Genomic DNA, 26,665 nt, shown 5'->3' with positions numbered 1-26,665 from the left:
GGGGCCGTTCGTCGTGCGGGGTGGGTCAGGCGCGCGAGTTCTCGAGGACATAGCCCTCTTCGCCGTGCAGGGCGAGGTCGATGCCGGCCACCTCGTCCTCGTTCTTCACGCGGAAGCCGATGGTCTTCTCGATCACGAAGCCGATCACGAAGGCCAGGACGAACGAGTAGAGCATGACGGCCAACGCCGACAGGGCCTGGATGCCGAGCTGCGTGAAGGTGTGCGAGAAGATCAGACCGGTGTCGTTGGCGAAGATGCCGAGGTACAGCGTGCCGATGAGGCCACCGACGAGGTGGATGCCCACGACGTCGAGCGAGTCGTCGAAGCCGAGCTTGAACTTGAGGTCGATGGCCAGGGCGCAGACGGCACCCGCGACGACGCCGAGGACGACGGCCCACCCCGGGGTGAGGGCGGCGCAGGCCGGGGTGATGGCGACGAGACCGGCGACGGCACCCGAGGCGGCGCCGACCGAGGTGGCCTTGCCGTCCTTCAGCTTCTCGACGACGAGCCAGCCGAGCACGGCGGCGGCGGGGGCGGCGATGGTGTTGAGGAACGCCAGGGCGGCGACGCCGTCGGCGGCGAGCTCGGAGCCGGCGTTGAAGCCGAACCAGCCGAACCAGAGCAAGCCGGCACCCAGCAGGACGAAGGGCGGGTTGTGCGGCTTGTCGGCACCCTTGGCGAAGCCGACGCGCTTGCCGAGGACGAGGGCCAGGGCGAGGGCCGCGGCACCGGCGTTGATGTGGACGGCCGTGCCGCCGGCGAAGTCGATGACGCCCATGGCGGCGATCCAGCCACCCACCGTGTTGCCGTCGGCGTCCTTGGTGAAGTTGAAGACCCAGCTGGCGACGGGGAAGTAGACGACCGTGGCCCAGACGCCCGCGAAGATCATCCACGCGCCGAACTTGGCCCGGTCGGCGATGGCGCCCGAGATGAGGGCGACCGTGATGATCGCGAAGGTGGCCTGGAACGCGGCGAAGGCGATCGTCGGGTAGGCGCCGGTGGGGTCGAGGCTGTCCTCGAAGGCTGCGCCGAGGCCGAGGTTCGCGACGTCGAGGCCGAACAAGCCCTGGATGCCCACGAAGCTCTCGCTGCCACCGGGGATGGAGGTCGGGTTGCCGAAGGCGATCGCGTAGCCGAAGAGCACCCACAGGACGCCGATGAGGCCCATCGCCCCGAAGCTCAGCATCATCATGCTGATGACGCTCTTGGCCTTGACGAGGCCGCCGTAGAAGAAGGCCAGGCCGGGGGTCATGAGCAGCACGAGTGCCGCACAGATCAACATGAAGGCGGTGTTGCCTTGGTCCATGGGTGGGTCACCTCTCGAGTTTCTGAGCCAGGGAGGCACCGACGTCGAGGTCGACCGCGCGGGTTCACGGGCTGTGGTGACGAACGCTCTCGTCCGGTGCGCCACCAGTGTCGCGGGGTGAGGTTTCCAGCCGTGTGCGGGATTGTTTCACCGATGTAACACGATTCGGGCGCAGGTAAACAACGTGTTTCGGCTCGCCCCGTACCGGGTGGGGATGTCCTCAGAGCGAGGTGAGCGCCACCAGGCGCGAGACGGCCCGCAGGTACTTCTTGCGATAGCCGCCGGCCAACATCTCGTCCGAGAAGACCTGGTCGAGGGGCGTGCCCGACGCGACGACCCGGATCTGCGCGTCGTAGAGGCGGTCGACGAAGGCCACGAGCCTCAACGCGTCGACCTGGCTGGTGAGGACGTGGACGTCACGGAGCCCGACCGCGTCGAGGTCGTCGACGAGCTTGACGTACTTGCTGGGGTGGACCGTCGCGAGGTGGGCGACGACGCCGTCGAAGTCGTCGAGCGACACGGTGCCGCCGAGGGAGGCCGCCGCCGCGTCGACGTCGTCGGCCACGTGCGCCCGGGCCTCGACCTCGCGCCGCCGGTAGTCGTTCCCGTCGATGCGGAGGGTGAGGAACTTGTCACTCAGCCCCTGGATCTCGCGGAGGAAGTCGGCGGCGGCGAACCGGCCCTCGCCCAGGGCGTTGGGCGGGGTGTTCGACGTGGCGGCGATGCGGGTGCCATCGTCGGCCAGGTCGCCGAGCAGTCGGGTCATCATCATCGTGTCGCCCGGGTCGTCGAGCTCGAACTCGTCGATGCAGACCAGGGCGGCGCCCTTGAGCTGCGACGCGGCACCGGCGTAGCCGACGGCGCCGACCAGCGCGGTGTACTCGATGAAGGTGCCGAAGTAGCGACGGCCGGGCGTGCGGTTCCAGAGGGCGGCGAGCAGGTGGGTCTTGCCCACACCGAAGCCGCCGTCGAGGTAGAGGCCGGGACGCACGGCCGGGGCGGCCGGCTTCTTGCGGAACAGACCCCTCCGCGGGGCGTCGGCACCCGCGCCTCCGAACGCGGTCACGGCGGCTATGGCCTCGGCCTGTGAGGCGAAGTCCGGGTCGGGTCGGTAGTTCTCGAGCGAGGCGTCGGCGAACTGACGAGGAGGCACGAGTTGCGTCACGATCTCGGCCCCCGTGATCGTCGGGGTGCGGTCGGTCAACGACACGAGGGTGCTGACGGATTCGGGGGGCATGGGCGCGGCCTCGCAACGGTGTGGGCGGGGATCTGTGTCAGAGTCGTACGGTTCCCGGGCGACGGTCACGCGGCATGCGTAACCTCGACGGGGCCGACCAGAGGCGATCCTACGCCGCCGGGCGCCACCCGTCGCCCGACGTCGGCTCCACCCGACACCCGCACAAGGAGACACCATGGCCGTCGAGCACGACACGTCCGCCCGTTTCGGCGAGTACGCCCACCCCGAGCGTCTCGTCAGCACCGAGTGGTTGCAGCAGCACCTCGGCACCCCCGGGCTCGTCGTCGTCGAGTCCGACGAGGACGTCCTGCTGTACGAGACCGGTCACATCGCCGGCGCCGTCAAGATCGACTGGCACCTCGACCTCAACGACCCGGTGCAGCGCGACTACGTCGACGGCGAGGGTTTCGCCGCGCTGATGAGCCGCAGCGGCATCTCGCGCGATAGCACGGTCGTCATCTACGGCGACAAGAACAACTGGTGGGCCGCGTACGCCCTCTGGGTCTTCTCGCTCTTCGGGCACGAGGACGTCCGCCTGCTCGACGGGGGCCGCGCCACATGGGAGGCCGAAGGTCGCGACTACACGACCGAGGCGCCCGCGGTCGAGGCCACCGACTACCCCGTCGTCGAGCGGGACGACAGCGTGATCCGGGCCTACAAGGACGACGTGCTGGCGCACCTCGGCAAGCCGTTGATCGACGTTCGTTCGCCCGAGGAGTTCTCGGGCCAGCGCACCACGGCTCCGGCCTACCCCGACGAGGGAGCCCTTCGCGCCGGCCACATCCCGAGCGCGCAGAACGTACCGTGGGGCAAGGCCGCGGCCGACGACGGCACCTTCCGGCCGCTCGCCGAGCTCGACGCCATCTACCGCGACGGCGCGGGACTCTCGGACGGCGACCAGGTCGTCGCCTACTGCCGCATCGGCGAGCGATCGAGCCACACGTGGTTCGTCCTGACGCACCTGATGGGCTTCGAGGACGTGCGCAACTACGACGGTTCCTGGACCGAGTGGGGCAGCGCCGTTCGCGTGCCGATCGTGCAGGGCACCGAACCGGGCGAGGTGCCGGCCCGGTGACCGACTCCGCCCTGCCCGAAGCGCTCGTCGACATCCGCGAGGAGTTCCTCGCCCTCGACGTGCGGAACCGTCTGCAGCTGCTGCTCGAGTTCTCGAACGAGCTGCCCGAGCTGCCGGCCCGCTACGCGGACCACCCCGACCTGCTCGAACGGGTGGTCGAGTGTCAGTCCCCCGTGTTCCTGTTCGTCGAGGTCACCGACGACCGGGTGCACCTGCACGCGACCGCACCGCGCGAGGCTCCGACGACGCGCGGCTTCGCCTCGATCCTCGCGCAGGGGCTCGACGGGCTCACCGTCGCCCAGGTGCTCGACGACGTCCCCGACGACTACCCGCAGACCATCGGTCTGTCCGAGGCGGTGAGCCCGTTGCGGATCCGCGGCATGACCGCCCTGCTCGGTCGCGCCAAGCGCCAGATCCGCGAACGGACCGCCGGCGCGTGACGCTCCGGGTGCTGCACGCCCTCGAACGGACGGGCGACGTCGGGCTGGAGCTCGACATCGACGAGGACTCGACACCCGCCCGGATCCGCGAGCTGTACGCCCCACCCCGCGAGACCTGGCTGCGACTCAACCTGATCGCCGCGGTCAGCGGTGACGCCGCGGGTTCCGACGGCACCTCGGAGACCCTGAGCAACGCCACCGACCGCACGATCCTCGCGGCCATCCGCTCGCTCGCCGACGGCGTCCTCGTCGGCGCGGCCAGCGTGCGGGCCGAGGGCTACCGGGTGCCGAAGTCCTCACGACTCGTCGTCGTCACGTCGTCGGGCGACCTCTCGGGCCATCGCATGGACCCGTCGGAGGCCGGCCGGGTCGTCGTCGTGTGCCCCGCATCCGCCCGCGACCGGGTCCGTGCGACCCTCGGCGAGGAGATCTGGGCGGTCGCCACCGTGCTGACGGCACCGGACGACGACGGACGGTTGGAGCCCGCCGCGATCCTGCGTTGCCTGCGCGACCAGCGCCTCCGTTCGCTCGTCTGCGAGGGTGGCCCCTCGCTCGCCGGACAGTTCCTGCGCGACGGCCTCGTCGACGAGTTGTGCCTCTCGACCTCTCCCGTCGTGATCGGCAGCGGCCTGCCCGTCTTCGGTCGCGAACGCTTCGACCCCGCGTCGCTCGTGCTCGGCCAGTTGCTGGTCGACGAGCAGAGCACGCTCTACGCGCGGTGGTCCGTCGACGGCGGCCCCGCGAGTCGGTGACGACCGAGCCACTCACCGATCGCCCGCTCGAACCGCTCGGGGTCGAGGTTCCAGAGCTTGGTGTGCCGGGCGACCTGGAACACCTCGAAGGTGACGAGATCGGGCCGCGCCTCGGCCAACGCGTGTGACGCAGTGGACGGGACGAAACCGTCGTCGTCGCTGTGCAGCAGCAGTACGGGCAGGTCGAGCTCGTCGGCCCGCGCGACGAGGTCGAGCCGGTCGAAGTCGATCGGCTCGGCGCTGCCGGCCAACCGACAGAGCAGGGGCGAACCCAGGAGGCGCAGCACCAGACCCTGGACGGCCCGCGGCACCCGCATGGCCGCCCCCTGGTAGGCGAGTGTCGTCCTCCAGTCGACGACGGGCGACTCGAGCACGAGGCCGGAGACGACGTCGCGCAGGGAGGAGCGAGTCGCGGCCTGCAGCACGAGCGCCCCACCCATGGACCATCCCATCAACACGACGGACGTCGCCCCGCTGTCGAGGGCGAACCGGATCGCCGCCTCCACGTCGCGCCACTCGGAATCGCCCAGGGCGTAGCGGCCGTCCGGCGATCGAGGCGCCTCTCCGTCGTTGCGGTACGAGACGAGGAGCGAGGTCAGGCCCTCCCGGTGGAAGACCGGAGCAGCCCGGATGGTCTCGGCGCGGGTGACCCCGCGACCGTGCACCCCGATCATCCACGGGCCTGCGAGGCCGGTCGTGGCGGGGACGAGCCAGGCGGGGGCCGGACCGACCTCGGTGTCGATCTCGACCTCGTCGCCCGTGAGCCCCGCGTCACGCGGCGTCGGGAACAGCCAGCCGCCGATGCGACCCCGGTGGGCATGCTCGAGGCCGGGCCCGTCGACACCCTCGACGCGACGCTCGACGGACCGGCCGTCGTCACGGACGACGTCGCCGACCCGGGCGTGGCCTCGGCCCCGGGCGTACCAGAAGCTGTAGCGACCGGGGAGGCGCGTGTCGGGCGTCGAACGGAGGGTGATCGTCCCGGTGACGGCGTCATGGGCCTCGACCCGCACGTCGTCACGTCGGCGGCGGGCGGGCGTGACGATCTTGCGGGCGATGGCGACGATCCCCGAGGCGAGGGCGGCGGACGACACCACCACGGTGCCCCCGACGACGATCGAGACGACGGCGACCGGGCCGACGCCCCGTCGCTCGGCATGTGCGGGGCGGTTCACGGGCGACTCCTCGTGCGGCGTGAGGTGGGGGCGAGGGTGACCTGTGGATCTGCTGAGCCGGGCGCGGCGTGCCGCGGGGGTCACCCTCGGGATCGACCCTAGTCTTCCAGGGTGTCCGAGATCCCCCCGACGCCGACCCGGCCGCCCGCGTTCGCCGCGGCCGTCGAGTCCGTCCGCCGTGCCGCCGCGCGGGATGCCCTCGCCGTGACCGAGATCCCCGCCCCGAACGGCCTCGCCCCCCATGCGCTGGCCCTCGCCGGGGACGTCATCGGTGCGTCCGGCCGCCCCGACCCCGATCTCGGCACGGGCCGCTTCGTGCTGCTCTACGACGACGACGAACCCGAGGCCTGGGGCGGGCCGTTCCGGGTCGTGGGTTTCGCGCAGGCGCCCCTCGAGACCGAGATCGCGCTCGACCCGTTCGTGGCCGACGTCGCGTGGTCCTGGCTCGTCGACAGCCTCGACGCCCGCGGGGCCTCGTACGACCGGGCGTCCGGCACCGCGACCAAGATCCTCTCGACCGGCTACGGTGAGCTGGCCAGCCACGGCGACGGGGCCCAGCTCGAACTCCGGGCGTCCTGGAGCCCCACCACCACCGACCTGGCCCCCCACATCGAGGCCTGGAGCGAGTTGATCTGCACGCTCGCAGGTCTGCCCCCGACGGTCGAGGGCGTCACGCTCCTCGCCTCGCGGCGGGTCGGACGAGACTGAACCACCGGAACAGAACAGCGCCCCCGGAGAGAACAGCGGAGACATGACCACAGCGACACCAGACGAGTCAGCACCCGACGAGTCGGCACCCGACGGCTCCGCGCTGCGCGGCTCGCGACCCCGGGTCACCGTCCGACCCGACGTCGAGACCGCCGACTCGCTGCACGGCGAGGTCACGGTCATCGACGACCGGCAGGGCTACCTGGCCGCCGTCGAGGCGATCCGCGCCGGGACCGGGCCGGTCTCGATCGATGCCGAACGCGCCTCCGGTTATCGCTACTCGCAGCGGGCCTACCTCATCCAGGTGTTCCGACGCGGCTCGGGGGTGTTCTTGCTCGATCCGCCCGCCATCGGCTCGTTCGCCGAACTGCAGGACGTCATCGGCGACGAGGAGTGGGTGCTGCACGCCGCCAGCCAAGACCTGGCGTGCCTGCGCGAAGTAGGCCTCGACCCGAGCCGCATCTTCGACACCGAACTGGGCGCACGCCTCGCCGGTCTGCCCAAGGTCGGGCTCGGTGCCGTCGTCGAGCAGCTGCTGGGCATCCACCTCGCCAAAGAGCACAGTGCCGCCGACTGGTCCACGAGACCGCTGCCGCAGAGCTGGCTGGTCTACGCCGCGCTCGACGTCGAGCTGCTCGTCGACCTGCGCGACGCCATGGAGGCGGTGCTCGCGGACGCGGGCAAGCTCGACATCGCGCGTCAGGAGTTCGAGGCGACCCTGCGCCGCGAGGCCAAGCCGGCGAAGGTCGACCCGTGGCGTCGACTGACCGGGCTGCACAGCGTGCGCGGATCGCGATCGCTCGCCGTGGCCCGTGAGCTCTGGCAGGCCCGCGACGACTACGCCCGTGAGATCGACACGGCCCCGGGGCGTCTCGTCCCTGACTCCTCCCTCGTGGCCGCGACCAAGGCCATGCCCACCGACAAACGGTCACTGGCCGGGATCAAGGAGTTCGTCGGCCGCGCCAGTCGTAGCGAGCTCGACCGCTGGTTCGCGGCGATCGAACGGGGCCGCGAGACGACGGACCTGCCCTCCCACCGGGGGCCGGCGAGCGACACCCTCCCCCCGCCCCGCTCCTGGGCGGACAAGAACCCGCTCGCCGACGCGCGCTACAAGGCCGTCCGTCCCAAGGTCACCGCGATCGCCGAGGGGCTCGACCTGCCGGTCGAGAACCTGCTCACGCCCGAGACCCTGCGGCGACTCGCCTGGGATCCGCCCATCCCCTTCGACGCACCGACCATCTCGACCGCCCTGGTCGAGCTGGGGGCCCGGGCCTGGCAGGTCGAGGCAGTCGCCGAGGCGGTCGCCGAGGCCTTTGTCGACGCCCACCAAGAGCCCGAGGCGACGGGCGACGGCGCTTCGTAGGATTGCTCGAACGATTCTCGGCCCCCAGGCGTCGTCCCTAAGATCGGCATCAGATCCTGACACTGGAGGCACTGTGGCCGAGAGCAACGATGTCGTGTTCGTCGACGGGGTACGCACCCCGTTCGGTCGGGCCGGCGACAAAGGCATGTACTGGCAGACCCGAGCCGACGACCTGGTCGTCAAGGCGATGAAGGGTCTCCTCGAACGCAATCCGTCCCTTCCGCCCGAACGCATCGACGACGTCGCGATCGCGGCGACGACGCAGCAGGGCGACCAGGGCCTCACCCTGGGGCGCACGACGGCGCTGCTCGCCGGGCTCCCCCAGTCCGTGCCCGGGTACGCCATCGACCGCATGTGCGCCGGCGCCATGACGAGCGTGACGAGCGTCGCCGGCGGCATCGCCTTCGGCGCGTACGACGTCGCCCTCGCCGGCGGGGTCGAGCACATGGGTCGGCACCCGATGGGGTTCGCCGCCGACCCGAACCCCCGGTTCGTCGCCGAGAAGCTCGTCAGCGGCGAGGCCTTGAACATGGGCAACACCGCAGAGCGCATCCACGACCGCTTCCCCCAGCTGACCAAAGAGCGGTCCGATCGCTACGCCCTGCGATCGCAGCAGAAGCTCGCGGCGGCCTACGACGCCGGCCAGATCCAACCCGACCTCGTCCCGGTGGCGATCAAGACGGACCAGGGCTGGGGCTTGGCCACGCGCGACGAGGCACCTCGTCCCGAGACCACGATGGAGGGGCTGGCCGGTCTTCGCACCCCCTTCCGACCGCACGGCCGCGTCACCGCCGGCAACTCGTCCGGCCTCAACGACGGGGCGACGGTCAGCCTGATGGCGTCCGGCGCCGCCGCGAAAGAGTTGGGGCTCGCCCCCAAGATGCGCCTGGTCAGCTTCGCCTTCGCCGGTGTCGAGCCCGAGATCATGGGCATCGGCCCCGTTCCGTCGACCGAGAAGGCCCTCCGCAAGGCCGGGCTCTCGATCGACGACATCGGCCTCTTCGAGCTGAACGAGGCGTTCGCGGTGCAGGTCCTCTCCCTGCTCGACCACTTCGGCATCGACGACGACGACCCGCGCGTGAACCCCTGGGGTGGCGCCATCGCCGTGGGCCACCCCCTCGCGTCCTCGGGCGTGCGGCTCATGATCCAGCTCGCCCGCCAGTTCGAGCAGCACCCCGAGGTGCGCTACGGCCTCACGGCCATGTGCATCGGCCTCGGCCAGGGCGGCAGCGTCATCTGGGAGAACCCCCACTACTCGCGGAAGGCGGCGCGCGCATGAGCTCGGCGACCGAACAACTGACCGAGCTGTCGGCCGACGAGGTCGTCACGCACTCCTACGTCCGCGACGTCCCGTTGCCCTCCGGCGGCGTGCTCGCCCTCATCACCCTCGACAACGGTCGCGACCACACGCGGCCGAGCACGCTGGGTCCCGCGACGCTGCACGAGTTCGGGGCGACCCTCGACGCCGTCCGCAGCCGCGCCTCCTCGGGTGAGATCGCGGCGATCGCCGTCACCGGCAAGCCCTACTTCCTGGCGGCGGGCGCCGACCTCAGCAAGGTCAGCGCCATCCCCAGCCGAGACGTCGCCCGCGAACTCGCCCGGCTCGGTCACGCCGTCCTCGGCAAGCTGCACGACGCCGCGGTGCCCACGTTCGTCTTCGTGAACGGCCTCGCCCTCGGAGGCGGCGTCGAGATCGGTCTGCACGCCGACTACCGGACGGTCGACTCGTCGGCGGCAGCCATCGCCCTGCCCGAGGTCTTCCTCGGCATCATCCCCGGCTGGGGAGGCGCCTGGCTGCTTCCGAACCTGATCGGCATCGAGAACGCGCTCAAGGTCGTCATCGAGAACCCCCTGAAGAACAACCGCACGCTCAAGCCCGCCCAGGCGCTCGAACTCGGCATCGTCGACGTCATGTTCGGCCCCGCGTCCTTCCTCGAGGACAGCATCCGGTGGGCCGACGGGGTGCTGACCGGCCGCGTCACCGTCAAACGACCGAACGTCCCGGGCAAGCTCGAGCGTGCGGTCAAGTGGGACGTCGCGATCTCGGTGGCGCGCAAGTCGCTCGAGTCGAAGATCGGCACCGTCGCGAAGTCGCCCTACGCCGCGCTCGACCTGCTCAAGGCCGCGAAGAACACCGACCGGGCGACCGGCTTCGCGGCGGAGGACGAAGCACTGGCCGACCTCGTGGCGGGCGACCAGTTCCACGCGAGCATGTACGCCTTCGATCTCGTCCAGAAGCGTGCCAAGAAGCCCGCCGGTGCCCCCTCGCCCGACCTCGCCCGGAAAGTCGGCAAGGTGGGGATCGTCGGCGCCGGCCTCATGGCGAGCCAGTTCGCCTTGCTGTTCGTGCGTCGCCTGCGCGTGCCCGTCGTCATCACCGACCTCGACCAGGCCCGCGTCGACACGGCACTCGCCCGCATCAGGGGCGAGATCGACGAGTTACAGGGCAAAGGACGCATCTCGCGTGACGAGTCGAACCGACTCAAAGCGCTGATCACGGGCACGACCGACCTCGGCGACTTCGCCGACGCCGACTGGGTCATCGAGGCCGTCTTCGAAGAGCTGTCGGTCAAGCAGGAGGTGTTCGCGAACGTCGAAGCCGTCGTCTCGGACACCGCGGTGCTGGCGACCAACACCTCGTCGCTGAGCGTCGAGCAGATCGGGGCGCGCCTCGCGCATCCCGAGCGCCTCGTCGGGTTCCACTTCTTCAATCCGGTCGCGGTGATGCCCCTCGTCGAGGTCGTCAAGACTCCGGCGACGGACGACGAGACGCTCAGCACGGCGATGGTCACGGCGAAGGCCCTCCGGAAGAACGCCGTCATCACGGCCGACACGCCTGGTTTCGTCGTCAATCGCATCCTGGCCAAGTTGCTGGGCGAGGCCATGCACGCCGTCGAGACGGGGACGCCGTTCGAGGTGGTCGATCGAGCGACCGCCCCGTTCGGTCTGCCGATGACGCCGTTCGAGCTGCTCGAGCTGGTGGGACTGACCGTCGGGGCGCACGTGCTCGACACCCACCACGCCGCGTTCCCCGACCGGTTCTTCGCCAGTGAGGGACTGCACCGTCTGGCCGAGTACGGCACCATCTTCGAGCGGGACTCGAAGGGCCGTCGCAAGGGGTTCGACAAGAAGGCCGTCGCTCTCGCCGCCGGGCCGGGCACGGCACTCACCGACGACGAGCTGCGCATCCGCATCGAGGACGGACTCGCCGACGAGGTCGGCCGCATGCTCGACGACCACGTGGTGGCCGCCGCAGAGGACATCGATCTCTGCCTGATCCTCGGAGCCGGGTACCCGTTCCAGATGGGCGGGGTCACGCCGTACCTCGATCGCGTCGGCGCCTCACGGCGCGTGCGAGATCGCGACTTCCACGAGCCGGCCATCCGCGGCGTCGAGTAGCCCGCGGACGACGAGGAGCCCACCGACGTCGAACGCCCCGTCTCGGACGAGACGGGGCGTTCGACGTCGGTGGGTGACGTACGTCACCTCACCGGGTCTCAGTCGTGTCGGGCGTCCTCGTGCCTCGACGCGGCGGTGGTCTCGTCCAGGGGTCTCGCGACGGGGATGCGGCTGCCGAGCACCTGGGCCACGACGTCGCGAGCGATGTGCTGTGGCGTGAGGCCGGCCTCCTCGAGGATCTCGGCCCGGGAACCGTGCTCGAGGAACTCGTCGGGCAGGCCCAGTTCGGTCACGGCCGTGTCGACGCCTGCGCCACGGAGGTCCTGCCGCACACGGGTGCCGATCCCGCCGACCCGGACACCGTCCTCGATCGTGATGACGAGTCGGTGGGTCGCGGCGAGGTCGATGATGCTGCCCGGCACGGGGACGACCCATCGCGGGTCCACGACCGTCGCGCCGATGCCCTGGGCCTCCAGGCGCTCAGCGACGTCGAGCCCGATGCCGGCCATCGGGCCGACGCAGACGATGAGGACGTCGTCGTGCCCTGCGCGACGCAACACCTCGACACCGTCCTCGAGACGTTCGACGGCTTCGTGCTCGACGCCGACGGCTCCCTTGGAGAACCGGATGACGGTGGGAGCGTCGTCGACCGCGACGGCCTCCCGGAGTTCTTCGCGGAGGCGCGTCGCATCCCGGGGCGCAGCCAACCGGATGTGCGGCACGATCTGCAGCAACGCGAGATCCCACATGCCGTGGTGGCTCGGACCGTCCGGCCCGGTGACGCCCGCCCGGTCGAGGACGAAGGTGACGCCCGCCCGGTGGAGGGCGACATCCATCAACACCTGGTCGAAGGCGCGGTTCACGAAGGTCGCGTACAGAGCGACCACGGGGTGGAGGCCGCCGAACGCGAGACCTGCAGCGCTCGTCACCGCGTGCTGTTCGGCGATGCCGACGTCGAAGACGCGCTTCGGGAACCGCTCGGCGAGTTTGTGCAGGCCCACGGGACGCAGCATCGCGGCCGTGATGCCGACGACCTTCGGGTCGCGCTCGGCGATGTCGACGATCTCGTCGGCGAACACCGACGTCCACGACGGCGAGGTGGCCGTCTCGAGGGGTTCGCCCGTCTCGGGATCGATCTGCCCGACCGCGTGGAACTGGTCGGCCACGTCGGCGCGAGCGGGATCGAACCCGCGGCCCTTCTCGGTGATCGCGTGCACGATCACGGGGGCGCCGTAGTTCTTCGCCTGGAGGAGAGCCTCTTCCATGGCCACCTGGTCGTGACCGTCGACCGGCCCGATGTACTTGATGTCGAGGTTCGAGTAGAGCGCCTCGTTGTTGGTGAACCGGCTCAGGAAACCGTGCAGTCCACCTCGGACACCGCGGTAGACGGCGCGACCCGGGTGTCCGAGCCGGTCGAAGACGGCCCGGCTGCCGACGTGGAGCTCGCGGTAGGCCTGGCGGGTGCGGACGGTGTTGAGGAAGCGGGCCATTCCCCCGATGGTCGGGGCGTACGACCGGCCGTTGTCGTTCACGACGATCGTGAGTCGACGGTCGTTGTCGTCGCTGATGTTGTTCAGGGCTTCCCACGTCATGCCCCCGGTCAACGCACCGTCGCCCACGACGGCGACGACGTGTCGGTCGTCGCGGCCCGTGAGCTGGAACGCTCGTGAGATGCCGTCGGCCCACGACAGCGAACTCGATGCGTGTGAGCTCTCGACGATGTCGTGTTCGGACTCGGACCGCTGCGGGTAGCCGGCGAGACCGCCCCGCAGGCGGAGAGCCGAGAAGTCCTGCCTGCCGGTGAGCAGTTTGTGGACGTACGACTGGTGGCCGGTGTCGAAGACGAAGGCATCGTGCGGGGAGTGGAAGACCCGGTGCATGGCCAACGTCAACTCGACGACGCCCAGGTTCGGCCCGAGGTGGCCTCCGGTCTTCGACACCTCGGTCACGAGGAACCGACGGATGTCGGCGGCCAGTTCGACCATCTGTTCGTTCGTCAGGCGGTCGAGGTCACGAGGCCCCGTGATCGTCTGCAACAGGCTCATGCTGGCCTTCCCTCTCGGCCCTCTCGGGCATCCCGCCAGTCTAGGCACGCGACCGGCGAGAACGCCGTGCGACCCCCGGACGACGCGGGTGATCGTCCGGGGGTCTGGTCGGTGCGGGGTCGGTCGATCAGACCAGGCTGCGCAGGACGTACTGCAGGATGCCGCCGTTGCGGTAGTAGTCGGCCTCGCCGGGGGTGTCGATTCGCACGACGGCGTCGAACTCGACCGGCTGCTTGCCCTCGGGCGAGTGAGCGGTCGGCGTGGCGGTCACGTGGACCGTCTTCGGCGTCGTGCCCTCGTTCAGCTCTTCGATCCCGGCGATGTCGATCTGCTCGGTGCCGTCGAGTCCGAGCGACTCCCAGCTCTCACCCTGCGGGAACTGCAGGGGAACCACGCCCATGCCGATCAGGTTCGACCGGTGGATCCGCTCGAAGCTCTCGGTGATGACCGCCTTGACCCCGAGGAGGCTCGTGCCCTTCGCGGCCCAGTCCCGGGACGATCCCGAGCCGTACTCCTTGCCACCGAGGATGACCAGGGGTGTCCCCTGCTCCTGGTAACGAGCGCTGGCGTCGTAGATGAACGACTGCGGGCCCTCGGCCTGCGTGAAGTCGCGGGTGTAGCCACCCTCGATGCCGTCCAACAGCTGGTTCTTGAGGCGGATGTTCGCGAAGGTGCCCCGGATCATGACCTCGTGGTTGCCACGACGGGAACCGTAGGAGTTGAAGTCCTTGCGGTCGACGCCGTGCTCGTCGAGGTAGTGGCCGGCCGGGCTGTCGACCTTGATCGACCCGGCGGGGCTGATGTGGTCGGTCGTGACCGAATCACCGAGCTTGGCCAGGACGCGGGCGCCCCGGATGTCGGTGACCGGGGTGGTCTCGATCGTCATGCCCTCGAAGTACGGGGGCTTGCGGACGTAGGTCGACTCGGAGTCCCATTCGAAGGTGGCACCGGTGGGCGTCGGCAAGGAGCGCCAGCGCTCGTCACCGTCGAACACCCCCGCGTACTCGTGGGTGAACATGCCGGTGTCGATGGAGGAGTCGATCGTCTGCTGCACCTCGGCGGCGTCGGGCCAGATGTCCCGCAGGTAGACGTCGGTTCCGTCGTCGGCGGTGCCCAGGGCGTCGTTCTCGAAGTCGAAGTTCATCGACCCGGCCAGGGCGTACGCGATGACCAGGGGCGGGCTCGCCAGGTAGTTCATCTTGACGTCGGGGTTGATGCGACCCTCGAAGTTGCGGTTGCCGGACAGGACGGCCGTGACGGCGAGGTCGTTGTCCTGCACCGCGGTCGAGATCTCGTCGAGGAGCGGACCCGAGTTGCCGATGCAGGTCGTGCAGCCGTACCCGACAGTGTAGAAGCCGAGGTCTTCGAGGTAGGTGGTCAGGCCGGCCTTCTCGTAGTAGTCGGTGACGACCTTCGAACCGGGCGCGAGGGTCGTCTTGACCCACGGCTTGGCCTTCAGGCCCTTCTTGCTGGCATTGCGAGCGAGGAGGCCCGCGGCGAGCATGACGGAAGGGTTCGACGTGTTGGTGCACGACGTGATGGCTGCGATGGCGACCGCACCGTGGTCGAGGGTGAACGTCGAGCCGTCATCGAGGGCGACCGACGTCGGCTTGGACACCTTGGCCGGGGCGTGCGACGTGTGCGAGATCGAGTGCGGCTGGGCCTCGTCGTCGTCCTCGGCGGTGAAGCCGATCGGGTCGGAGGCGGGGAACGTGCCCTCGACCGCGGCGTCGACGTGCGAGTGGTCCGTGCTGGCGTAGTTCTCGAGGTCGACCTCGAACTGCGACTTGGCCTCGGTCAACTCGATGCGATCCTGGGGGCGCTTGGGCCCGGCGATGGACGGGACGACCGTCGCGAGGTCGAGTTCGAGGTACTCGCTGAAGACGGGCTCGGTCGACGGGTCGTGCCACAGACCCTGCAGCTTGGCGTACTGCTCGACGAGGTCGATCTGCTCGTCCGAGCGTCCGGTCAGGCGCAGGTAGTCGAGGGTCACGTCGTCGATCGGGAAGATCGCTGCCGTCGAACCGAACTCGGGGCTCATGTTGCCGATGGTGGCGCGGTTGGCCAGCGGGACCTCGGCCACGCCTTCGCCGTAGAACTCGACGAACTTGCCCACGACGCCGTGGCGACGCAGCTGCTGGGTGATGGTGAGCACCACGTCGGTGGCCGTCACGCCGGTCGGGATCGAGCCGGAGAGCTTGAAGCCCACGACCTTGGGGATGAGCATCGAGACGGGCTGACCGAGCATGGCGGCCTCGGCCTCGATGCCGCCGACGCCCCAGCCGAGCACGCCGAGGCCGTTGACCATCGTCGTGTGGGAGTCGGTGCCGACGAGGGTGTCGGGATACGCCTGCAGGACGCCCCCGACCTCGCGGCTGTACGTGACGCGCGCCAGGTACTCGATGTTGACCTGGTGGACGATGCCCGTGCCCGGCGGAACGACCTTGAAGTCGTCGAACGCCGTCTGACCCCAGCGGAGGAACTGGTACCGCTCGCCGTTGCGTTCGTACTCGATCTCGACGTTGCGCTCGAGGGCGTCCTCGCTGCCGAAGAGGTCGGCGATGACCGAGTGGTCGATGACCAGTTCGGCCGGTGCCAGCGGGTTGATCTTGGTGGGGTCTCCCCCCAGTTCGGCGACGGCCTCTCGCATGGTGGCGAGGTCGACGATGCAGGGCACCCCCGTGAAGTCCTGCATGACCACGCGCGCCGGCGTGAACTGGATCTCGGTGTCGGGCTCGGCCGTGGGCTGCCACGACCCGAGGGCCCGGATCTGGTCACCCGTGACGTTCGCACCGTCCTCGGTGCGGAGCAGGTTCTCGAGCAGGACCTTGAGGCTGAACGGAAGCTTCGAAGAACCCTCGACCGCGTCGATGCGGTAGACCTCGTAGTCGGTGGACCCGACCGTGAGGGTGTTCTTCGAGCCGAAACTGTTGATTGCAGACACGTGCCGTCTCCCTTGCTGACTACGCCCTCATCTTGGCCGGTGCGCGCGACGCCCACCAGCGAGGTCAGCCTAAGTCCGCGGGGTGTCCCCGGGGCCGATCCCAGCGATTTGTCTCGATGTCGAGACAAAACATAGCACCAGGAGGCGCGGGTCAGGCCGAGGGGCCCCGCGCGTCGTCCGCCGCCTCGCGTCCGCGGTAGACCGTCCGGACGAGCAGCCAGGTCACCCAGAGCAGCCCGGCGTAGAGGGGAACGCCCATGACGAGTTTGAGCGTGCCGAGCAGGGCCACGTCACCGGCCAGCCAGAGGGGCACCTGGACGGCGAGGCGAGCGGCGAACAGTCCGGCCCACAGCCACGTGGCCAGGACGAGCACGCGCCGCTTCGCCCGATCGGCCCGCCATCCCGTGCCGTCGTTCGTGAGGAGTCCCACCACGATGCCGATCAGCGGCCAGCGCACGGCGATGCTGACCAGCATGGCGGCGAGCGAGGCGGCGTTGATCAGCAGCCCCGGGACGAAGTTGTTCTCGGCCCGGCCGGAGAGCAGAGCGATCCCCGCGGAGAGGGCGATGCCGAAGACGCCCGCGAGTGCCTGGGCGACCGGACCTCGCTGGACCGCCCGGGCGACGACGAACCCCACGGCAAGGGCCAGCGGGATCAGCACCGACGGCACGACGTCGCGGGTGATCGTGTAGACGATCACGAAACCGAGGCCCGGGACGATGGACTCGACGAGCCCTCGCACCCCGCCGATGGCCGTCAGCAGCGCGGACGCCGTGGGCACCTCGCCGGGTGCGACCTGGCCGATGCCGGCCCGCCGGGCTGCCGCCTGCAACTGGGCCGCGAGCGACACCCGGGGGTCGTCGAGCGGCGACGGATCAGCCGGGTCGGGCCGCTCGTCGGACGCGGACACGTCGGGTCAGACGACCGAGGGCGTGGTGCCCGGGGCGTCGGTCGGGCCGGCCTTCGGCATGGCCAGCGGGATCAGCTCGCGCGGAGGCATCGGGGTCGTTCCGCGGACCACGACGATGCTGCGGAAGAGCTCTTCGATCTTCTCGGCGGCCTCGCCCTCGTGGGCCGCGTCGCCCGCGATGACGCCGCGGAGGAACCAGCGAGGACCGTCGACGCCGATGAAGCGGGCTCGCCTGGTCGTGCCGGGGTCGCCACCCATGACGGGGATCTCGGCACGGACCTCGGGGCCGAACGGCCCCTCGACCTCGGCCGTCGTGCCCCCTTGCTTCTCGATCTGCTCGCTGATCTGACCCCGGATCTCGTTCCAGAGACCCGTCGTGCGCGGAGCAGCGAACGGCTGCACCTGCAGCGTCGACTTGGCGAAGTCGAGGCCGACGGCGACGACCCGCTTGCTTCCCTCTTCGACCTCGAGTCGGAGGTGGAGCCCCTCTCGGGGCAGGATCTTCACGCCACCGAGGTCGACGTACGGACGGACGGGGTTGGCCTCGGTCTCGTCCAGGGGGCCGACGTCGGCGCGATCCTCGGGCGCCGACTTGGAGTCGTCGAACACCTCGACCTCGGTGTCGTCGAGGGACTCGATGTCGATCTCGACGTCGTCGACGTCCGCCGACTCGACGTCGATCTCGACGGCGGCCAGTTCTTGCTCGCGGCGTTTGGACTTCCTCACGCAGTGCCTCCTGGGTTGTGTGCGTATCCGGTGGAGCCGTGCCCGTCGACCCCGCGGACGCTCTCGGGGAGCGTCGCGACGGGGACGAACGTCGCGCGGACGACCGGCATGATGACGAGTTGGGCGATCTTGTCGCCGACGGCGACGTGGTGCTCGGCCTCGAGGTCGGTGTTCAGCAGCGAGACCTTGATCTCGCCGCGGTAGCCGGCGTCGACGGTGCCCGGGGCGTTCACGACGGTGATGCCGTGTTTGGCGGCCAGGCCGCTGCGGGGCATGACGAACGCGGCGAAACCCTCGGGCAGGGCGATGGAGACGCCCGTGCCGACGAGTGCGCGGTGCCCGGGCCGCAGCACGAGGTCGCGCGTCGAGACCAGGTCGGCCCCTGCGTCGCCGGGGTGGGAGTACACGGGCATGGAGTCCGCCTCGGCGGCGATGAGGACGTCGAGGGTCTGGGTCACGTGTCGAGGGTAGTGCAGAAGTCTGGTCGAATGGATGTCATGAACCCCTACCGTGAGCGCCTGCTCCCGCCGCTCTCCGTCTTCCTCGCCTGTGCGTTGCTCGTCCCGGCCACCCTGCTGGTCTTCCTGCCGATCAACTCGACCGTGGGCTTGGTGATGGCCGCCGTGTTCTACGCAGCGGCCATCGTCCTGCTCGTCCTGACCTCGCCCGTGCTGACGATCGACGACGAGGGCTTCACCGCGGGTCGCGCCCGGCTGTACGCGCACGAGATCGGCGAGGCCGAGGGGTTCACCGGCGCCGACGCGACACGAGAAAGAGGGCCCCGGCTCGACGCGCGAGCCTGGACCCTCTTCAGGGGGTGGGTGCGACCGGTGGTCAAGATCTCGTTGACGGACCTCGACGACCCGGCACCCTATTGGTTGGTGTCGACCCGTCGTCCCGACGAGGTCGTCCGGCGGTTGGAGGAGCTCAGGCTGCGCACTCCCGGCAGATAGCGCCCAGCTTCGTCTCGTGGTCGAGCTGCGAGCGGTGCTTCACCAGGAAGCACTCGACGCAGGTGAACTCGTCGACCTGCGGGGGGAGGACGACGACGTCGAGGTCGAGGTCCGAGAGGTCCTGTCCGGCGAGCTCGAACGAGCCCGGGTTGTCGGCGTCGTCGTCGACGACGCCGGTCATCTTGTCGGGGACCCTCTCTTTGAGCCCCTCGATCGACTCCGAGCCGTCGTCGTCGTTCTTGCGAGGTGCGTCGTAGTCGGTGGCCATGCCCATCCAGTTCTTCGGTCGTTCGTGTGCCCGATTCGGCGGGTGCAGTTTGCATCACTCGTTGTCGAATAGCAAACCCGTTCCCACGGCCTTTCAGCCGCCTCGGAAGAACTGACGGCACGCCCGTCGTATTCCCGCGAGAACGGGTGCCGACGTGCGACTCTTGGCTCCGTATCACGACGGTGAAAGGCGTGGAAAATGCAGGATCTCAGGGTCATCGGCGTCCAGAGCGGAGCTCTGCTCGTCTCCACCGACGCCGGTGGCGAGTACCGCCTTCCCGTCACCCACACCCTCCACTCCCAGCTCCGGGCGGCCAACCCGGGAGACGCTCCGGTCGAGCGGAAGGCTCCGCCACGCGAGATCCAGGCCCTGGTCCGGGCGGGCAAGACTCCGCAGCAGGTCGCCGACCTGACCGGCGCCGACCTCGACTACGTGCACCGCTTCGAGGGACCGGTCCTGGCCGAGCGCGCCTTCGTCCTCGAGAGCGCACGGGCCGTCACGGTGTCCGTCGCCGACGATGCGGCCTCCGGCGTGCACGCGACGACCTTCGGAGCCGTCATCGACGAGCGACTCGACGGCGCCGAGACCTCGCAACGCGAGTGGAGCGCCTACAAGGACGCCGAGCACGGCTGGGTGGTCCACCTGGCCTTCGTGACACATGAGGTCGAGCGCGACGCGACGTGGCGCTTCGACCCGAAGAAGTCGGTCCTGGCTCCCCTCGGCGGCGACGCCCACCGACTCTCCCAGCACGGCGAGGAGGCCGGGCCGCTCGTGCCGCGCCTCCGGGTCGTGGCCCGCGAGCCACGCCACGACGACACCTCGGGTCGTTTCGACAGCGGGGCGTTCCTGGTGGACCAGGTCGACGACGTCGAACTGCCGGCCGAGACCGCGACCGATCGGTTGCGTCCCGGAGTCCGGGGCACCGCCTCCTTCGCCGCCGCCAACCGGGCGCCGGACGACGCGAGCGGGCACGACCAGACCGCCGACCTGCTCGAGGCCTTGCGTCGGCGTCGCGGAGAACGCGAAGCCGCCCGCTTCTCGGACGACGAAGGGCGTTCCGACCACCCGGTCACCGGGACGATCCGCGTGATCGACGTCCCCCTGGACGACTTCGACCTGCCCGAGGGGGCCACCAAGCCCACGCCCGTGCTGCCCCACCCGTCGGACCACGGTGACGCTGGGACGGCCGACGCGCCGGTCCAGCCCACGGGCATCCGGGGAAGCCGCGGGCGAGCGGGCCGTCGCGAGATGCCCAGCGCTGCTCAGCCGCCGAAGAAGTCGCGTGGGCGCACCTCGATGCCGAGCTGGGACGAGATCGTGTTCGGCGCCCGTTCGGACGACGATCCCGCCTGACCCCTCTGCCCGGGTCGGCGACCGTCACCGCCGGTAGGCACCGAACGTGCGCAGGGGAACCAGGGTCTCGTCGTCGGACCACGACCCGTGGTGGCCCACCATCGTGCCGGGCTCACCGCCGCGATCTCGGCCGTCGTAGTAGGCGACCCCCCGACGGGCAGCCACGATGAGGTCGCCGATGCGCGGCAGCACGGCGGGGTCGACGGCCCCGAACCAACCGGCTTCGACCGCCTCGGCTCGGGTCAGCACCCAGGCCCGGTCCCATTCTGCCGCCCGCCAGGCGTCGAGCAACGCACTCCGTCGGGACTCGTCCGCGTCGGGTTCGAGGTGCAGCTGCAGGCAGCGAGGTTCCCCCGCCACGTGCCTCACCCCGTCGACCAGGGCCGGCGTCCCCCCGAACACGATGCGTCGCCGTTCGGCGACGTCGACGATCCCGTGGTCGGCCGTCACGATCACGCCGACGTCGGGTGCGACCGTGGACTCGAGCCCCCGCACCTCGGCGTCGACGCCCTCGAGGGCGTCGATCCACTCGTCGGACTCCCATCCGGCGCGGTGGGCGATCATGTCGAGTTCGGGGACGTAGAGGTACACCAAGGAGGCGCGGGTCGATTCGACCAGTCTCGCCGCGGTCGCGAAGCGGTCTCCCACGCTCTCCGCCACGTCGTAGGTGGCTCCTCGCAGGATGGCCTCGGTCAGGCCGGACGATCGGTAGCGCTTGGGGCCCACGGCATGGGACTCCACGTCGGGAGCCGTCTCGAACAGCGTGGGACGGCGCTGCCACTCGTCGGGTCGCATGCGGTCGTCCCAGCCCGAGAGCTGCTTGACCACACGATCGTTCTCGGGGTCGAGGGCCGAGTAGCCGACGAGGCCGTGCTCGCCGGGAAGAGCCCCGGTCGTCAACGTGGTGAGCGCCGCCGCGGTGGTGGTGGGCCACCCGGACCACAGGCTGCCCTTCACGCTCGACAACGTCCTGGCGTGGCCTCGACGGGCTCCGAGAGCCGCCTGGCCGAGACCGTCCACCAGGACGACGACGGCGGCCCGTGCGGCAGGGAGGTGGAGCGCGTTGGTCTCACCGCGGAGGGACGCGAGACACGAGGGCACCACGTCGGCCAGGCTCACGGCCCCCTGGGGGCGCGCCGGTACGATGGAGGACACCGGCCCCAGTCTGGCACAGCGACGATCGGGTGCCCCGTCCACCCCGATCCGTGAGAAGTGCATGACCACCACCGAGAACACGAGCAGCCCCGACCACGGCGAACGCATCGAGGACATCGACGTCTCGCTCGAGATGCAGGGGTCGTTCCTCGAGTACGCGTACTCGGTCATCTACTCGCGGGCGCTCCCCGACGCCCGGGACGGCCTCAAGCCGGTCCAGCGGCGCATCCTCTACCAGATGTCCGAGATGGGCCTGCGGCCCGACCGCGGTCATGTGAAGAGCGCGCGCGTCGTCGGCGAGGTCATGGGCAAGCTCCACCCGCACGGCGACACCGCGATCTACGACGCGATGGTGCGTCAGGCGCAGCCGTTCACCATGCGCGTGCCGCTGATCGACGGGCACGGCAACTTCGGCTCCCTGGACGACGGGCCCGCTGCACCGCGGTACACCGAGGCCCGTCTCGCCGAGGCGTCCCTGGCCATGACGCAGGGACTCGGCGAGGACGTCGTCGACTTCGTCCCCAACTACGACAACCAGCTGATGCAGCCCGAGGTGCTTCCCGCGGCCTTCCCCAACCTGTTGGTGAACGGTGCGAGCGGCATCGCGGTGGGCATGGCGACGAACATGGCGCCACACAACCTCGTCGAGGTCGTCGGCGCCGCGAGACACCTCATCGACCACCCCGACGCGAGCCTCGACGACCTCATGGCGTTCGTGCCCGGGCCAGACCTGCCCACCGGCGGCACGATCGCCGGGCTCGCGGGGGTCCGCGACGCCTACGCGACGGGTCGGGGCAGCTTCAAGACCCGGGCGCGGGTCGGCGTCGAGAGCATCACGGCGCGGAAGAACGGGCTCGTGGTGACCGAGCTGCCGTACCTGGTGGGGCCCGAGAAGGTGATCGAGAAGATAAAGGACGGGGTGCAGGCGAAGAAGCTGACCGGCATCACGGACGTCACCGACCTCACCGACCACAAGCACGGTCTCCGTCTCGTGATCGGGATCAAGACGGGGTTCAGCCCTGAAGCCGTCCTCGAGCAGCTCTACCGGTACACGCCGCTCGAGGACGGCTTCAGCATCAACAACGTCGCCCTGGTCGAGGGGCAGCCGCGCACGCTCGGGCTGAAGGAGATGCTCGAGGTCTACGTCGCCCACCGCCTGTCCGTCGTCACGCGTCGCAGCCGCTACCGGTTGGCGAAGAAAGAAGACCGACTCCACCTCGTCGAGGGCCTGCTCGTCGCCATCGTCGACATCGACGAGGTCATCCAGGTGATCCGGACCAGCGACGACACGGCCGCTGCCCGCGCTCGGCTGCGCGAGGTGTTCGACCTCAGCGAGATCCAGGCCGAGTACATCCTCGACCTGCAGTTGCGCCGGCTGACCAGGTTCAGTCGCATCGAACTCGAGGCCGAACGTGACGAGCTGCTCGCAGCCATCGCCGACCTCAAGGACCTGTTGGCCGATCCGGCCCGCCTCCGCGCCCTCGTCTCGAGCGAGCTCGGCGAGATCGCGGAGCAGTTCGGCACGCCGCGGCGGACCCTCCTCACCGAGGCCAAGCCGAGCGTCGCCACGACGGGTCGCGGCAGCAGGTCCACCCCCGTCCTCGAGATCGCCGACACCCCGACCCGGGTGTTCCTCTCGACGACGGGTCGCGTCCTGCGCGTGGACCACCTCGACCCCGACTCCGCGGCCCCCACTCCCCCGACCCGCCGCACCAAGCACGATGCCGTCCTGTCGTCGATCGACACGACCACGCGGACCGAGATCGGTGCCGTGACGAACCTCGGGCGTCTGATCCGTCTCACGCCGGTCGACCTCCCGTCGGTGCCACCCACGTCGGTCCAACTCGGTGCGGGGGTGCCCATCAGGGACTACATCGGCTTGGTCGACAAGAAAGAACGGGTGCTCGGGCTCGTCTCGCTCACCGCGGAACGGAGCATCGCGCTGGGCACGGCCAGGGGTGTCGTCAAACGGGTCGCGACCGGCCAGTACCCCGCCCGACCCGACTTCCCGGTCATCACCCTGAAGAAGGGCGATCAGGTGGTCGGAGTCGCCCAGGGGGTCGACGAGGACGAACTCGTCTTCGTCACCTCCGCCACGCAGTTGCTCCGGTTCACCGCCTCGGCGGTACGACCGCAGGGGCCCGCCGGCGGCGGGGTGGCCGGCATCAACCTCCCGGACGACGCGAGCGTCATCTTCTTCGGCGCCGTGCCCGCAGGTCACGAGGCCGTCGTCGCGACGGTGTCGTCGAGCAGCTCGACGATCGCCGGCACCGACCCCGGACGTGCGAAGCTCAGTGCCTTCGACGAGTACCCGGGCAAGGGGCGCGCCACCGGCGGCGTCCGGTCCCACTCGCTGCTCAAGGGCGAAGACTCCCTGTCGCTGGCCTGGGTCGGACCGGCCCCCGCGCAGGCGGTCGGCCCGGACGGCTCCGTCCGGAGCCTGCCGACCGAGCTGTCACGCCGGGACGGCTCCGGCATGCCCCTCGACGCACCCGTCGGGTCCGTCGGGGCCTCGGTGGCCCACATTACCGACTCGGCCACGGGCCTCGAGGCAGGCGCCGAACCCGGCGAGTGACGCCTCGGACGACCGACCGGGACGGCACCGCACCTCGAAGTCGAGAGGCGGCGCCGTCCTCGTCGGCCACGAGTCGGTCGGGACTCAGACGTCGATGCGGTCGCGGCTGAGACCGGCTCCGTCGATGATGAACTCCTTGCGAGGGGCGACGTCATTGCCCATCAACAACTCGAAGACCCGTGCGGCGTTCTCGGCGTCGTCGACCTTGACGCGGCGCAGCATGCGGTTCTGACGTTCCATCGTCGTGGTCCGGAGTTGTTCGGCATCCATCTCGCCGAGACCCTTGTACCGCTGGATGGGGTCCTGGAACTTCTTGTTGGTGCGCTTGAGCCCCGCGAGGACGCCGTGCAGCTCTTTCTCGGAGTACGTGTAGATCGTCTCGTTGGGCTTGCTACCGGGGTGCATCACGACCACCCGATGCAGCGGGGGAACGGCCGCGAAGACGCGACCGGCCTCGATCATCGGTCGCATGTACCGGAAGAATAGCGTGAGCAGCAGCGTCCGGATGTGGGCACCGTCCACGTCGGCGTCGCTCATGATGATGACCTTGCCGTAGCGGGCTGCCTCGAGGTCGAAGGACCGCCCCGACCCGGCCCCCAGCACCTGGATGATGGAGGCGCATTCGAGGTTGGACAGCATGTCGCTGACCGAGGCCTTCTGGACGTTCAGGATCTTGCCGCGAATCGGCAGGAGGGCCTGGAACTCGCTGTTCCGGGCGACCTTGGCCGTGCCCAACGCGGAGTCGCCTTCGACGATGAACAGCTCGCTGTTCGCCACGTCGTTCGACCGGCAGTCGACGAGCTTGGCCGGCAGGGTCGAGTTCTCGAGGGCGTTCTTGCGACGCTGGGTCTCTTTGTGCGCCCGGGCGGCGATGCGGGTCTTCATCTCGGCGACGACCTTGTCGAGCACGAGGGCGGTCTGAGCCTTGTCTTCACGGCGGGTCGAGGTGAACAGCTTGCCGAACTCGGTGGCCACGACGTTCGCCACGATGGCCCGTACGGCCGGCGTGCCCAGGATCTCTTTCGTCTGGCCCTCGAACTGCGGCTCGGGGAGGCGCACGGTGAGCACCGCCGTCAGGCCGGCCAGGACGTCGTCCTTCTCGATCTTGTCGGTGCCGACCTTGAGGCGACGGGCGTTGGCCTCGACCTGCTGACGGACGAACTTCAGCAGCCCGGTCTCGAAGCCGGTCTGGTGCGATCCGCCCTTCGGCGTGGCGATGATGTTCACGTAGCTGCGGAAGACGGTCTCGTATCCCCCGCCCCAGCGCAGTGCGATGTCGACGTCGCACTGGCGCTCGAGTTCGGTCGCGATCATGGCTCCGCCGTCCGTGAGCACGGGCACCGTCTCGGTGTAGGTGCCCGACCCGGTCAGGCGCCACGTGTCGGTCACCGCCGTGTCGGGCGCCAGGAACTCGACGTACTCGCTGATCCCACCGTCGAAGCGGAAGGTGCTCTCGAGGGGGAAGCCGCCGTCGGTGAGCGATCCGGCACGCTCGTCGCGCAGCGTGAGCGTGAGCCCCGGGATGAGGAAGGCCGTCTGTCGTGCCCTTGCCGACAGCTCGTCGGTCTGGAACGAGGCCCCCCGGGTGAAGATCTGCCGATCGGCCCAGTACCGCACCCGGGTGCCGGTGACACCGCGCTTGGTCTTGCCGACCTCGCGGAGCACGCTGCCCGAGACGAACGGGGTGAACGGTGAATCGGGGGTGGGCTCCCCCTCGTCGTCGAACGTGCCGGGTTCGCCACGGCGGAACGACATGGCGTACGTCTTGCCGCCCCGGTCGACCTCGACGTCGAGCCGCTCCGACAACGCGTTGACGACGGAGGCCCCAACACCGTGGAGGCCACCGGACGACGTGTACGAGCCACCACCGAACTTGCCCCCGGCGTGGAGCTTCGTGAACACGACCTCGACACCGCTGAGGCCCGTCTTGGGTTCGATGTCGACCGGCACGCCACGACCGCTGTCGCGGACCTCGACGCTGTCGTCGGAGTGCAGCACGACGTCGATCGTGTCTCCGTGCCCCCCGAGCGCCTCGTCGACCGAGTTGTCGATGATCTCCCAGAGGCAGTGCATGAGGCCACGCGAGTCGGTCGACCCGATGTACATGCCGGGACGTTTGCGCACGGCCTCGAGGCCTTCGAGTACCGAGAGGTGCCGGGCCGAGTAGTCGGAGGCGGGTGCGGACGAGGTGGGGGGCATGGTTCTCCTGAAGGGCCCGCCGTCATCTCTCGACGACGGGAATGCGGGGAGGCGGTGGCCGCGTTACAGCCTACCGAGGGCT

The 26,665-nt window shown here is 69.9% G+C and carries 21 protein-coding genes; 10 read left to right on the top strand and 11 right to left on the bottom strand.

Features of this window, described 5'->3' with window-relative positions:
* Positions 1–25 precede the first annotated feature (25 nt).
* Both IFT88_RS09845 and zapE read right to left on the bottom strand, forming a co-directional pair.
* A complete protein-coding gene (locus IFT88_RS09845; RefSeq protein ID WP_043592701.1) occupies positions 26–1,306 on the bottom strand; it encodes an ammonium transporter in 1,281 nt (426 codons plus the stop codon).
* A 220-nt stretch (positions 1,307–1,526) separates the two neighbouring features.
* Positions 1,527–2,543, bottom strand: a complete 1,017-nt coding sequence (gene zapE, locus IFT88_RS09840; protein WP_192120386.1) for a cell division protein ZapE — start codon at positions 2,541–2,543, stop codon at positions 1,527–1,529.
* A gap of 175 nt (positions 2,544–2,718) precedes the next feature.
* Here zapE and IFT88_RS09835 point away from each other — a divergent pair, with 175 nt between their 5' ends.
* The 3 genes from IFT88_RS09835 to IFT88_RS09825 are packed head-to-tail and all read left to right on the top strand — an operon-like array spanning position 2,719 to position 4,810.
* Positions 2,719–3,618, top strand: coding sequence for a sulfurtransferase (locus IFT88_RS09835; protein WP_192120379.1), 900 nt, complete (start codon positions 2,719–2,721; stop codon positions 3,616–3,618).
* Positions 3,615–4,058, top strand: coding sequence for a SufE family protein (locus tag IFT88_RS09830; RefSeq protein ID WP_043592696.1), 444 nt, complete (start codon positions 3,615–3,617; stop codon positions 4,056–4,058). Before IFT88_RS09835 ends, IFT88_RS09830 begins: the two co-directional genes overlap by 4 nt.
* Entirely contained in the window at positions 4,055–4,810 is a 756-nt protein-coding gene (locus IFT88_RS09825; RefSeq protein ID WP_052505058.1) for a dihydrofolate reductase family protein, read from the top strand. The genes IFT88_RS09830 and IFT88_RS09825 overlap by 4 nt, the downstream gene beginning before the upstream one ends.
* Here IFT88_RS09825 and IFT88_RS17645 read toward each other — a convergent pair.
* Entirely contained in the window at positions 4,768–5,985 is a 1,218-nt protein-coding gene (locus IFT88_RS17645) for an alpha/beta hydrolase family protein (RefSeq protein WP_342212127.1), read from the bottom strand. The two genes, IFT88_RS09825 and IFT88_RS17645, sit on opposite strands and share 43 nt — an antisense overlap.
* A 111-nt stretch (positions 5,986–6,096) precedes the next feature.
* Between IFT88_RS17645 and IFT88_RS09815 the strand changes: the two genes are divergently transcribed.
* The 4 genes from IFT88_RS09815 to IFT88_RS09800 all read left to right on the top strand — a co-directional run bounded on the left by IFT88_RS09815 (position 6,097) and on the right by IFT88_RS09800 (position 11,455).
* Positions 6,097–6,693: a DUF3000 domain-containing protein gene (locus IFT88_RS09815; RefSeq protein WP_055972617.1), complete on the top strand. Its 597-nt coding sequence runs from the start codon at positions 6,097–6,099 to the stop codon at positions 6,691–6,693.
* A gap of 43 nt (positions 6,694–6,736) precedes the next feature.
* On the top strand, positions 6,737–8,056 hold the full coding sequence (locus tag IFT88_RS09810) for an HRDC domain-containing protein (protein WP_192120377.1): 1,320 nt from the start codon (positions 6,737–6,739) through the stop codon (positions 8,054–8,056).
* 73 nt (positions 8,057–8,129) lie between these two features.
* Entirely contained in the window at positions 8,130–9,335 is a 1,206-nt protein-coding gene (locus tag IFT88_RS09805) for an acetyl-CoA C-acyltransferase (protein WP_137846542.1), read from the top strand.
* Complete coding sequence (locus IFT88_RS09800) at positions 9,332–11,455, top strand: 3-hydroxyacyl-CoA dehydrogenase NAD-binding domain-containing protein (protein ID WP_192120375.1); 2,124 nt, start codon at positions 9,332–9,334, stop codon at positions 11,453–11,455. The genes IFT88_RS09805 and IFT88_RS09800 overlap by 4 nt, the downstream gene beginning before the upstream one ends.
* A gap of 98 nt (positions 11,456–11,553) precedes the next feature.
* Here IFT88_RS09800 and dxs read toward each other — a convergent pair whose 3' ends face one another.
* The 5 genes from dxs to dut form a co-directional block, all read right to left on the bottom strand.
* On the bottom strand, positions 11,554–13,500 hold the full coding sequence (gene dxs, locus IFT88_RS09795; protein WP_192120373.1) for a 1-deoxy-D-xylulose-5-phosphate synthase: 1,947 nt from the start codon (positions 13,498–13,500) through the stop codon (positions 11,554–11,556).
* Between the two features lie 127 nt (positions 13,501–13,627).
* Positions 13,628–16,444, bottom strand: coding sequence for an aconitate hydratase AcnA (gene acnA / locus IFT88_RS09790; protein ID WP_192120371.1), 2,817 nt, complete (start codon positions 16,442–16,444; stop codon positions 13,628–13,630).
* A 151-nt stretch (positions 16,445–16,595) separates the two neighbouring features.
* Positions 16,596–17,354: a DUF3159 domain-containing protein gene (locus tag IFT88_RS09785; protein WP_043592686.1), complete on the bottom strand. Its 759-nt coding sequence runs from the start codon at positions 17,352–17,354 to the stop codon at positions 16,596–16,598.
* 6 nt (positions 17,355–17,360) lie between these two features.
* Positions 17,361–17,999: a DUF3710 domain-containing protein gene (locus tag IFT88_RS09780; RefSeq protein ID WP_043592861.1), complete on the bottom strand. Its 639-nt coding sequence runs from the start codon at positions 17,997–17,999 to the stop codon at positions 17,361–17,363.
* A gap of 77 nt (positions 18,000–18,076) precedes the next feature.
* The gene (gene dut / locus IFT88_RS09775) at positions 18,077–18,538 is read right to left on the bottom strand and encodes a dUTP diphosphatase (RefSeq protein WP_192120369.1); all 462 of its coding nucleotides are present in this window, start codon (positions 18,536–18,538) and stop codon (positions 18,077–18,079) included.
* Between the two features lie 39 nt (positions 18,539–18,577).
* Between dut and IFT88_RS09770 the strand changes: the two genes are divergently transcribed.
* Complete coding sequence (locus tag IFT88_RS09770) at positions 18,578–19,033, top strand: DUF3093 domain-containing protein (protein WP_192120367.1); 456 nt, start codon at positions 18,578–18,580, stop codon at positions 19,031–19,033.
* Here IFT88_RS09770 and IFT88_RS09765 read toward each other — a convergent pair.
* Positions 19,008–19,301 (bottom strand): DUF4193 domain-containing protein, encoded by a 294-nt coding sequence (locus IFT88_RS09765; RefSeq protein WP_043592858.1) that lies wholly within the window; start codon positions 19,299–19,301, stop codon positions 19,008–19,010. The genes IFT88_RS09770 and IFT88_RS09765 overlap by 26 nt on opposite strands.
* Positions 19,302–19,499: 198 nt before the next feature.
* Between IFT88_RS09765 and sepH the strand changes: the two genes are divergently transcribed.
* Positions 19,500–20,654 (top strand): septation protein SepH, encoded by a 1,155-nt coding sequence (sepH, locus tag IFT88_RS09760; protein ID WP_192120365.1) that lies wholly within the window; start codon positions 19,500–19,502, stop codon positions 20,652–20,654.
* Between the two features lie 24 nt (positions 20,655–20,678).
* Here the strand turns inward: sepH and IFT88_RS09755 are convergent, their stop codons facing one another.
* On the bottom strand, positions 20,679–21,809 hold the full coding sequence (locus IFT88_RS09755; protein ID WP_342212125.1) for an alkaline phosphatase family protein: 1,131 nt from the start codon (positions 21,807–21,809) through the stop codon (positions 20,679–20,681).
* Between the two features lie 61 nt (positions 21,810–21,870).
* On the opposite strand from IFT88_RS09755, the gene IFT88_RS09750 reads away from it, so the two are divergent.
* Entirely contained in the window at positions 21,871–24,384 is a 2,514-nt protein-coding gene (locus IFT88_RS09750; RefSeq protein WP_192120363.1) for a DNA gyrase/topoisomerase IV subunit A, read from the top strand.
* An 84-nt stretch (positions 24,385–24,468) separates the two neighbouring features.
* On the opposite strand, the gene IFT88_RS09745 is transcribed toward IFT88_RS09750, so the two are convergent.
* The gene (locus IFT88_RS09745; protein WP_043592679.1) at positions 24,469–26,583 is read right to left on the bottom strand and encodes a DNA gyrase/topoisomerase IV subunit B; all 2,115 of its coding nucleotides are present in this window, start codon (positions 26,581–26,583) and stop codon (positions 24,469–24,471) included.
* Positions 26,584–26,665 lie beyond the last annotated feature (82 nt).

The organism is Frigoribacterium sp. CFBP 8751 (assembly GCF_014841545.1).
In the GTDB taxonomy this organism is placed as follows: domain Bacteria; phylum Actinomycetota; class Actinomycetes; order Actinomycetales; family Microbacteriaceae; genus Frigoribacterium.
This window is presented reverse-complemented; position numbering and strand designations above follow the sequence as displayed.

What these genes read in the sequence shown, in the direction of transcription:
- IFT88_RS09845 (WP_043592701.1), bottom strand. Translation starts at nt 1,306, where the DNA reads ATGGACCAAGGCAACACCGCCTTCATGTTGATCTGTGCGGCACTCGTG.
- zapE (WP_192120386.1), bottom strand. Translation starts at nt 2,543, where the DNA reads ATGCCCCCCGAATCCGTCAGCACCCTCGTGTCGTTGACCGACCGCACC.
- IFT88_RS09835 (WP_192120379.1), top strand. Translation starts at nt 2,719, where the DNA reads ATGGCCGTCGAGCACGACACGTCCGCCCGTTTCGGCGAGTACGCCCAC.
- IFT88_RS09810 (WP_192120377.1), top strand. Translation starts at nt 6,737, where the DNA reads ATGACCACAGCGACACCAGACGAGTCAGCACCCGACGAGTCGGCACCC.
- IFT88_RS09800 (WP_192120375.1), top strand. Translation starts at nt 9,332, where the DNA reads ATGAGCTCGGCGACCGAACAACTGACCGAGCTGTCGGCCGACGAGGTC.
- dxs (WP_192120373.1), bottom strand. Translation starts at nt 13,500, where the DNA reads ATGAGCCTGTTGCAGACGATCACGGGGCCTCGTGACCTCGACCGCCTG.
- IFT88_RS09770 (WP_192120367.1), top strand. Translation starts at nt 18,578, where the DNA reads ATGAACCCCTACCGTGAGCGCCTGCTCCCGCCGCTCTCCGTCTTCCTC.
- IFT88_RS09765 (WP_043592858.1), bottom strand. Translation starts at nt 19,301, where the DNA reads ATGGCCACCGACTACGACGCACCTCGCAAGAACGACGACGACGGCTCG.
- sepH (WP_192120365.1), top strand. Translation starts at nt 19,500, where the DNA reads ATGCAGGATCTCAGGGTCATCGGCGTCCAGAGCGGAGCTCTGCTCGTC.
- IFT88_RS09750 (WP_192120363.1), top strand. Translation starts at nt 21,871, where the DNA reads ATGACCACCACCGAGAACACGAGCAGCCCCGACCACGGCGAACGCATC.
- IFT88_RS09745 (WP_043592679.1), bottom strand. Translation starts at nt 26,583, where the DNA reads ATGCCCCCCACCTCGTCCGCACCCGCCTCCGACTACTCGGCCCGGCAC.